The organism is Pseudomonas sp., assembly GCF_049590575.1.
In the GTDB taxonomy this organism is placed as follows: domain Bacteria; phylum Pseudomonadota; class Gammaproteobacteria; order Pseudomonadales; family Pseudomonadaceae; genus Aquipseudomonas.
Window position 1 is genome coordinate 1 of sequence record NZ_JBAWDE010000190.1, and the last position, 9,318, is coordinate 9,318.

At 59.9% G+C, this 9,318-nt stretch carries 9 protein-coding genes; 5 read left to right on the forward strand and 4 right to left on the reverse strand.

The features are described 5' to 3' along the window. The 3 genes from WBR57_RS13115 to WBR57_RS13125 all read left to right on the forward strand — a co-directional run. On the forward strand, nucleotides 1–913 hold a 913-nt coding region (locus tag WBR57_RS13115; RefSeq protein WP_424084173.1), incomplete at its 5' end, for an efflux transporter outer membrane subunit. A 15-nt stretch (nucleotides 914–928) separates the two neighbouring features. Further along, the gene (locus tag WBR57_RS13120) at nucleotides 929–2,140 is read left to right on the forward strand and encodes an efflux RND transporter periplasmic adaptor subunit (RefSeq protein WP_424084174.1); all 1,212 of its coding nucleotides are present in this window, start codon (nucleotides 929–931) and stop codon (nucleotides 2,138–2,140) included. Continuing rightward, nucleotides 2,140–3,669 carry a DHA2 family efflux MFS transporter permease subunit gene (locus WBR57_RS13125; RefSeq protein ID WP_424084175.1) on the forward strand — a complete coding sequence of 510 codons (1,530 nt, stop codon included), beginning with the start codon at nucleotides 2,140–2,142 and terminating at the stop codon, nucleotides 3,667–3,669. Before WBR57_RS13120 ends, WBR57_RS13125 begins: the two co-directional genes overlap by 1 nt. 154 nt (nucleotides 3,670–3,823) lie before the next feature. Here WBR57_RS13125 and lpxH read toward each other — a convergent pair whose 3' ends face one another. After that, the gene (gene lpxH / locus WBR57_RS13130) at nucleotides 3,824–4,573 is read right to left on the reverse strand and encodes a UDP-2,3-diacylglucosamine diphosphatase (RefSeq protein WP_424084176.1); all 750 of its coding nucleotides are present in this window, start codon (nucleotides 4,571–4,573) and stop codon (nucleotides 3,824–3,826) included. Continuing rightward, nucleotides 4,570–5,073: a peptidylprolyl isomerase gene (locus WBR57_RS13135; protein WP_424084177.1), complete on the reverse strand. Its 504-nt coding sequence runs from the start codon at nucleotides 5,071–5,073 to the stop codon at nucleotides 4,570–4,572. The genes lpxH and WBR57_RS13135 overlap by 4 nt, the downstream gene beginning before the upstream one ends. A gap of 247 nt (nucleotides 5,074–5,320) precedes the next feature. On the opposite strand from WBR57_RS13135, the gene WBR57_RS13140 reads away from it, so the two are divergent. After that, the gene (locus WBR57_RS13140) at nucleotides 5,321–7,021 is read left to right on the forward strand and encodes a glutamine--tRNA ligase/YqeY domain fusion protein (RefSeq protein ID WP_424084178.1); all 1,701 of its coding nucleotides are present in this window, start codon (nucleotides 5,321–5,323) and stop codon (nucleotides 7,019–7,021) included. A 43-nt stretch (nucleotides 7,022–7,064) separates the two neighbouring features. Next, entirely contained in the window at nucleotides 7,065–8,453 is a 1,389-nt protein-coding gene (cysS, locus tag WBR57_RS13145; RefSeq protein ID WP_424084179.1) for a cysteine--tRNA ligase, read from the forward strand. A 73-nt stretch (nucleotides 8,454–8,526) separates the two neighbouring features. Here the strand turns inward: cysS and WBR57_RS13150 are convergent, their stop codons facing one another. Then, nucleotides 8,527–8,829: a hypothetical protein gene (locus WBR57_RS13150; protein ID WP_424084180.1), complete on the reverse strand. Its 303-nt coding sequence runs from the start codon at nucleotides 8,827–8,829 to the stop codon at nucleotides 8,527–8,529. After that, the coding region (locus WBR57_RS13155; RefSeq protein ID WP_424084181.1) for a DUF4225 domain-containing protein at nucleotides 8,826–9,318 on the reverse strand (493 nt) is incomplete at its 5' end. The genes WBR57_RS13150 and WBR57_RS13155, both read right to left, overlap by 4 nt.

Sequence of the window (9,318 nt, forward strand, 5' to 3'; positions counted from 1 at the left end):
GGCCTACAGCGACCTGGGCCAGGCGCACATCGTGCGCGACCTGGCCAATGACGACCTCAAGCGCACTCGCCAGATGCTCGACCTGAGCCAGCGTCGCCTGAATTCAGGTATCGACAGCCAGTACCAGTTCCAACAGACCGAAAGCCTGGAAGCCAGCGCCCAGTCGCAGTTGATCGATGCGGAAAAACAACTGCAAAGCGCCAAGATCGCCCTTGCCGTACTGCTCGGCAAAGGCCCGGACCGGGGTGGCGAGCTGGTGCGTCCGAATGTGTTGAAACCCGCCGCGGTGGCCGTGCCTTCGGTGCTGCCGGCCGAGCTGTTGGGCCGCCGCCCCGACCTGATCGCCGCGCGTTGGCGTGTCGAGGCGGCGAGCAAGGACATCGCCGCAAGCAAAACCCGCTTCTACCCCAACCTCAACCTGAGCGCGAGCGCCGGCGCCGAGTCGTTGCTGGGCGACGCGATGTTCGGTTCGGCCAGCCGCTTCTTCAGCATTGCGCCGACGATCTCGTTGCCGATTTTCGACGGTGGCCGCCTGCGCGCCGACCTCGATGCCCGCGACGCCGATTACGACCTGGCCGTGGCCCAGTACAACAAAACCCTGGTGCAAGCCCTGGGCGATATCGGCAACACCCTGGTGCAACTGCGCGAAACCGGGCGGCAAATCCAGGCACAGCAACATGCCGCGGACATTGCCCAGCAGTCCTACGACACCGGGGTGATGCGTTACAGCTCAGGCATCGGTAACTACCTCGATGTGCTCAGCATCGAGCAGCAATTGCTGCAGGCACAGCGCCATCTGGCGACCCTGAATGCGGCACAGATCGACCTGTCGATTCAATTGATGCAGGCCCTGGGTGGCGGCTACAACGCCAACAACGTGGCAGCGACCACCCCAGCCACACGCACGGAATAATTTGAGGTATTTGTCATGGCCACTGCCGAAAACACCAACGCAACCGAACAACCCAAAGAGCAACCCAAAGACAGCAATCCGCGCAAACGCAAAATCATGCTGATCGGCCTGGCGCTGATCGTGATTCTGGGCGTGGTCGGTGTGTGGGCCTGGTATGAGCTCTACGGGCGTTTCAATGAAAGCACCGACGACGCCTATGTGAACGGCAACGTGGTGGAAATCACCCCGCTGGTCACCGGCACGGTGGTCAGCATCGGCGCCGACGATGGCGACCTGGTCCACGAAGGCCAGGTGCTGGTCAACTTCGACCCGAATGACGCGGCTGTCGGCCTGCAAAGTGCTCAGGCCAACCTGGCCCGCACCGTGCGCCAGGTGCGTGGGTTGTACAGCAACGTCGACGGCATGAAGGCTCAGGTCAACGCGCAGAAAGCCGATGTGCAAACCGCCCAGGACAATTTCAACCGTCGTAAGACCCTGGCCCAGGGCGGGGCGATTTCCCAGGAAGAACTGTCCCACGCCCGTGACAGCCTGACCGCGGCCAAAAACGCCTTGACCAACCTTGAGCAGCAGCTCAAGACCAGCAATGCCTTGGTCGACGACACGGTGATCTCGTCCCACCCGGACGTACAAGCCGCCGCCGCGCAACTGCGCCAAGCCTACCTGGCGAATGCGCGCAGCACCCTGATCGCACCGGTCACCGGCTATGTGGCCAAGCGTACCGTGCAGCTGGGCCAGCGCGTGCAGCCGGGCACCGCGTTGATGGCCGTGATCCCGCTGAACCAGCTGTGGATCGATGCCAACTTCAAGGAAACCCAGCTGCGCAACATGCGCATCGGCCAGCCGGTGGACATCGAGTCGGACATCTACGGCAGTGACGTCAAATACAGCGGCACCGTGGACAGCCTCGGCGCCGGCACCGGCAGTGCATTTGCGCTGCTGCCTGCGCAGAACGCCACCGGTAACTGGATCAAGATCGTGCAACGGGTGCCGGTGCGCATCCACATCAACGCCGATGAACTGGCCAAGCACCCGTTGCGGGTCGGCTTGAGCACCGTGGTCGACGTCGACCTGCACGACCAGAGCGGCCCGGTGCTGGCGCAACAGCCGCCGCAAAAAGCCACCTTCACCACCAACGTGTATGAGCGCCAATTGGCCGAGGCCGACGCCATGATCAACCAGTTGATCCATGACAACAGCGTCGCCGCTCCCAAGGCTGCGCAACGCTGATGAGCAATAACGCCTCCTTCTCGCCGCCAAGCCTGGTGCTGGCCACTATCGGCCTGTCGCTGGCGACCTTTATGCAGGTGCTCGACACCACCATCGCCAACGTGGCGTTGCCGACGATTTCCGGCAACCTTGGCGTGAGTTCGGAGCAGGGCACCTGGGTCATCACCTCGTTTGCGGTGAGCAACGCGATTGCCTTGCCGCTCACCGGCTGGTTGAGCCGGCGTTTCGGTGAAGTGAAACTGTTCCTGTGGGCGACCATGCTGTTTGTGCTGGCGTCGTTCCTGTGCGGGATTTCTACCTCGATGCCCGAGTTGATCGGTTTTCGCGTGCTGCAAGGCCTGGTCGCCGGGCCCTTGTACCCGATGACCCAGACCTTGCTGATCGCGGTCTACCCGCCCGCCAGGCGCGGCATGGCCCTGGCGTTGTTGGCGATGGTCACGGTGGTGGCGCCGATCGCCGGGCCGATCCTCGGCGGCTGGATCACTGACAGCTACAGCTGGCCGTGGATCTTCTTTATCAACGTACCCATCGGCATCTTTGCGGTGATGGTGGTGCGTTCGCAACTGAAGAAACGCCCGGTGGTCACCAGTTACCAGCCGATGGATTACGTCGGCCTGCTCAGCCTGATCGTGGGTGTCGGCGCCTTGCAGATCATCCTCGACAAGGGCAATGACCTGGACTGGTTCGAGTCCAACTTCATTATTATCGGTGCGGCGATTTCGGCGATTGCCCTGGCGGTGTTTGTCATTTGGGAAATGACCGACGAGCACCCGGTGGTCAACCTGCGGCTGTTTGCTTACCGCAACTTCCGCATCGGCACGATTGTGCTGGTGTTGGGCTACGCGGGGTTCTTCGGGATTAACCTGATCCTGCCGCAATGGCTGCAAACCCAGATGGGCTATACCGCCACCTGGGCCGGCCTGGCGGTGGCACCGATCGGGATTCTGCCGGTGCTGATGTCGCCGTTTGTTGGCAAGTACGCACACAAGTTCGACCTGCGCCTGCTGGCGGGCCTGGCGTTCCTGGCGATTGGCTTGAGCTGCTTTATGCGGGCGGGGTTCACCAATGAAGTGGACTTCACGCACATCGCTCTGGTGCAGTTGTTCATGGGCATCGGCGTGGCGCTGTTCTTCATGCCGACCTTGAGCATCCTGATGTCCGACCTGCCGCCCCAGCAGATCGCTGACGGCGCTGGCCTCGCGACGTTCCTGCGGACCCTGGGCGGCAGCTTTGCGGCCTCGCTGACCACCTGGATCTGGATTCGCCGCGCGGACCAGCACCATGCGTACATGAGCGAGAACATGACCACCTACGACTCGGCGACCCGCGACGCACTGCAGGCGCTCGGTGGGGCAGGGCACAAGGCCTATGCGCAGCTGGACCAGATTCTCACCGGCCAGGCGTACATGATGTCCACCGTGGATTACTTCACGTTGCTGGGGTGGATGTTCATGGGCTTGATGCTGCTGGTGTGGCTGGCGAAGCCGCCGTTTGGCGCCAAGGCCGGACCGGAAGCGTCTGGGCACTGATTGGCAAAGATTGAAATGCGTTCAATTGTGGGAGGGGGCTTGCCCCCGATGTGGGAGTGTCCGTTGTACATGTTTTACTGACCCGCCCTAATCGGGGGCAAGCCCCCTCCCACATTTTGATCTCTGTTCACATCTGATCAGTGGGGGGCGAGGATCAGGCCCCAGGCAATGCCAGCTGCGGATTGACGAAGTCAAACGCAGCCAATTGGAACCCTTGCTCATCCACCTGCAATGCCCAGCCCTGTTTGTCCCAATCCCCCAGCACAATGCGCTTGGCCGCCTGCTCGCCAAGTTGCAGCTTATGAATCGCCGGGCGGTGCGTATGGCCGTGGACCAGGGTGTGCACGCCGAACTGCTGCATCACCCGCGGTACTTCTTCGGGCGTGACGTCGACAATATCGTTGGCCTTCATGCGCGTCTGGGCGCGGCTTTCGCTGCGCAGCTTGCGCGCCAGTTTATGGCGGGTGCTCAACGGCAAGTGGCGCAGGATAAACAACACGATCGGGTTACGCAGGATGCGCCGCAGCTTCATATAGCCAAGGTCGCGGGTGCACAGGCTGTCGCCGTGCATCAACAGCACGGGTTCGCCAAACATCGGCACGACACTCGGGTCCTTGAGCAAGGTGACGCCTGCCGCTTTGCAGAAGCCCTTGCCGATCAGGAAATCGCGGTTGCCATGCATGATAAAAATCGGGGTGCCGCTGTCGCTCAGTTCACGCAGCGCCGCACAGATGGAACGCTGGAAGGGCGTCATCCCATCATCGCCGATCCAGGCTTCGAAGAAGTCGCCCAGAATGTACAACGCCTGGGCGCCACGGGCGCGGCCGTGGAGCAGATCCAGAAACGCCCGGGTGATGTCCGGGCGCTCCTCTTCCAGATGCAAATCTGAAATCAGCAATATCACCCAACGATCTCGGCTTTCTCGACGATCACGTCGTCTGCTGGAACGTCCTGGTGACCGGCTTTGGAAGTGGTCGACACGCCTTTGATCTTGTCGACAACGTCCTGGCCTTCGGTGACTTTACCGAATACCGCGTAGCCCCAGCCCTGCACGTTCTTGCCGCTGTGGTTGAGGAAAGCGTTGTCGGCGACGTTGATAAAGAACTGCGCGGAGGCTGAATGCGGCTCCATGGTACGGGCCATGGCGACGGTGTACTTGTCGTTGGAAAGGCCGTTGTCCGCTTCGTTCTGGATGCTTGGGCGCTTGTCTTTCTTTTCTTTCATGCCAGGCTCGAAACCGCCGCCCTGGATCATGAAGTTGCCGATGACACGGTGGAAAACAGTGTTTTCGTAGTGGCCGGCCTTAACGTATTCGATGAAGTTGGCGACGGTGATCGGCGCTTTCTCGGCGTTCAGCTCGATGACGATGTCACCGTGGTTGGTGGTCAGTTTGACTTGAGTCATGTTCACTACTCTTTTCAGGGAATTCGTGGGTTTGGACGCCTGGGCGCCTTACCAGGTTGGCGAAACAGCAGCCAAGGCGCGCAGTTTAGCGTGCCCGGCGGGAATTTCGAGGTGGTTTTTACCGCCGGGGCAATTAAACCAGCAGTTTTTGACCGCGCTCTGTCAGGCGGTTGACAGGTTCGGCTATGATAAGCCCTTTGTTTTATCTGGCCCCACCCGGCCACGAACCTGTCTGTTCAAGGATCCTATGAGCAAGCCCACTGTCGACCCTACCTCGAATTCCAAGGCCGGACCTGCCGTCCCGGTCAATTTCCTGCGCCCGATCATCCAGGCGGACCTGGATTCGGGCAAGCACACGCAGATCGTCACCCGCTTCCCGCCAGAGCCCAACGGCTACCTGCACATCGGTCACGCCAAATCGATCTGTGTGAACTTCGGCCTGGCCCAGGAGTTCGGTGGCGTTACGCACCTGCGTTTCGACGACACCAACCCGGCCAAGGAAGACCAGGAATACATCGACGCCATCGAAAGCGACATCAAGTGGCTGGGCTTCGAATGGTCCGGTGAAGTGCGCTACGCCTCGCAGTATTTCGACCAGTTGTTCGACTGGGCTGTCGAACTGATCAAGGCCGGCAAGGCCTACGTCGACGACCTGACCCCTGAGCAAGCCAAGGAATACCGTGGCACCCTGACCGAGCCGGGCAAGAACAGCCCGTTCCGCGACCGTTCGGTGGAAGAGAACCTGGACTGGTTCGCCCGCATGCGCGCCGGTGAGTTCCCGGACGGTGCCCGCGTATTGCGCGCCAAGATCGACATGGCCTCGCCGAACATGAACCTGCGCGACCCGATCATGTACCGCATCCGCCACGCCCATCACCACCAGACCGGTGACAAGTGGTGCATCTACCCGAACTACGACTTTACCCACGGTCAGTCGGACGCCATCGAAGGCATCACCCACTCGATCTGCACCCTGGAGTTCGAAAGCCATCGCCCGCTGTACGAGTGGTTCCTCGACAGCCTGCCGGTGCCGGCGCACCCGCGCCAGTACGAATTCAGCCGCCTGAACCTGAACTACACCATCACCAGCAAGCGCAAGCTCAAGCAGTTGGTCGATGAAAAACACGTCAACGGCTGGGACGACCCACGCATGTCGACGCTGTCGGGCTTCCGCCGTCGCGGCTACACCCCGGCGTCGATCCGCAACTTCTGCGACATGGTCGGCACCAACCGTTCCGACGGCGTAGTCGATTACGGCATGCTCGAGTTCAGCATCCGTCAGGACCTCGACGCCAACGCCCCGCGCGCCATGTGCGTGCTGCGTCCGCTGAAAGTGGTGATCACCAACTACCCGGAAGACAAGGTCGACCACCTCGAACTGCCGCGTCATCCGCAAAAAGAAGAACTCGGCGTGCGCAAGCTGCCGTTCGCGCGTGAAATCTACATCGACCGTGATGACTTCATGGAAGAGCCGCCAAAAGGCTACAAGCGCCTGGAGCCGAACGGCGAAGTGCGCCTGCGCGGCAGCTACGTGATCCGCGCCGATGAAGCGATCAAGGACGCCGATGGCAACATCGTTGAACTGCGTTGCTCCTACGACCCCGAAACCCTGGGCAAGAACCCGGAAGGCCGCAAGGTCAAGGGCGTGGTCCACTGGGTGCCGGCCGCCGCCAGCATCGAGTGCGAAGTGCGCCTGTACGATCGTCTGTTCCGTTCGCCGAACCCTGAGAAGGCTGAAGACAGCGCCAGCTTCCTGGACAACATCAACCCTGACTCGCTGCAAGTGCTCACCGGTTGTCGTGCCGAGCCATCGCTTGGCGACGCACAGCCGGAAGACCGTTTCCAGTTCGAGCGCGAAGGTTACTTCTGCGCAGATATCAAGGACTCGAAACCCGGTGCTCCGGTATTCAACCGTACCGTGACCTTGCGTGATTCGTGGGGCCAGTGATCGGGCAGGCCTGACCGGCTTTGCCTAGAGAGAAGGATTTGTCGTGTTAACGATCTACAACACACTCAGCAAGACCAAAGAAGTCTTCAAGCCGCTGGATGGCAACAAGGTGCGCATGTATGTGTGCGGCATGACCGTGTACGACTACTGCCACATCGGCCACGGCCGCAGCATGGTTGCCTTCGACCTGGTGACCCGCTGGTTGCGTTTCAGCGGCTATGACTTGACGTACGTGCGCAACATCACCGATATCGACGACAAGATCATCAACCGCGCCAACGAAAACGGCGAATCGTTCGACGCGCTGACCGAGCGCATGATCGCCGCCATGCACGAGGACGAGGCGCGCCTCAACATCCTCAAGCCGGACATGGAGCCGCGCGCCACGGACCACATCCCTGGCATGCACGCGATGATCCAGACCCTGATCGACAAGGGTTACGCCTACGCCCCAGGCAATGGCGACGTGTACTACCGCGTCGCCAAGTTCATGGGCTACGGCAAGCTGTCGCGCAAGAAAATCGAAGACCTGCGCATTGGCGCGCGGATCGAAGTCGACGAAGCCAAGCAAGACCCGCTCGACTTCGTACTGTGGAAAGGCACCAAGCCCGGCGAGCCGAGCTGGGAGTCGCCATGGGGCGCCGGGCGTCCGGGCTGGCACATCGAATGCTCGGTGATGTCCACCTGCTGCCTGGGCGAGACCTTCGACATTCATGGCGGCGGCAGCGACCTCGAGTTCCCGCACCACGAAAACGAAATCGCCCAGAGCGAAGCGGCCACCGGCAAGACCTACGCCAACGCCTGGATGCACTGCGGCATGATCCGCATCAATGGCGAGAAGATGTCCAAGTCCTTGAACAACTTCTTCACCATCCGCGACGTGCTGGAAAAGTACCACCCGGAAGTGGTGCGTTACCTGCTGGTGTCGAGCCACTACCGCAGCGCCATCAACTACTCGGAAGACAACCTCAAGGACGCCAAGGGCGCCCTGGAGCGTTTCTACCACGCGTTGAAAGGCCTGCCATCGGTGGCGCCCGCCGGCGGTGAGACGTTCGTGGCACGGTTTACCGAAGTGATGAACGACGACTTTGGCACGCCGGAAGCCTGCGCGGTGCTGTTTGAGATGGTGCGTGAGATCAACCGTTTGCGTGAGAGCGATCTTGATGCCGCAGCAGGTCTTGCGGCGCGCTTGAAAGAGCTGGCCAGCGTGCTCGGTGTGTTGCAGATGGAAGCTGATGACTTCCTGCAAGCCGGTGCCGAAGGGCGTGTGGATGCGGCTGAAGTGGATGCGCTGATCCAGGCGCGTCTGACCGCTCGTGCCAACAAGGACTGGGCGGAATCCGACCGTATCCGCGACCAACTCACCGCGATGGGTGTGGTGTTGGAAGACGGGAAGGGCGGGACGACGTGGCGGTTGGCTGATCAGGCGTGATCGGTAAACGCTGAATGGAAAACGCCCCGACTGGTTCGGGGCGTTTTTTTTGGAGCCAAATAGTGATGTCCTATTAACGTTTCCACCACCAGTTCAAGTTTCGCTTAACTGGAAGTGCGAGTGCGTGCAGTATGAAGAACACTAGTGCTATCCAGCCAATGACTGGATGATTTTCAATAACTTCTGGATGAGTCCCGAAATATAAGTATTTGTCAAATTGAGCGATCTCCAAATGTGTCACCATAAAGAAAATATTGACTGCTAAGCTGATATAGATTTTGGTGTAGCTAATGCTTTTGCCGGAGAAGATGACTCTAAGGCTGTAAGCGAATAATAAGCCCAGCGGCGAAAGTATTAGAAAAGCCACAATGATCATTTTTTAGATTCTTCATGTAATTGCCTTAATGTGATTGCATCTGTTGCGGCCTCCGCTGCCAGCGAAGTCGGTGTCATAGTTTTATAGGCTCTTATCCGGTCTGAATCCAGATACCTAAATAAACGCCAAGCATCCGGTTTATATATATGCCTTACAGTGCTGTAGATAGATAGCCCAATATCGACGGCGCCGTAGGCCATGTTTGCTTCCCGCTCTCCGTGACCGGCGGCGGATGCAGCCGCTTGATATGCTGTCCGAACCGGACCGACGGTGTCGGATCTTCCTGTTAGTAGGTTACGTCCACCTTCATATAAATTATTAGCGCCATGCGCCATCAACGGCACACCCGCAATGAGGCATAAAGTGCCCGCCGAGGCGTAGCAAATTCCGGCACCAGTAGCTATTTGAAGCGCGCCCGCAACGGCTCCGATTCCATTTCTCCCAATCTCTATTGACTGATCCAGCAAGTTACGCTGCTCTTTTTTTATC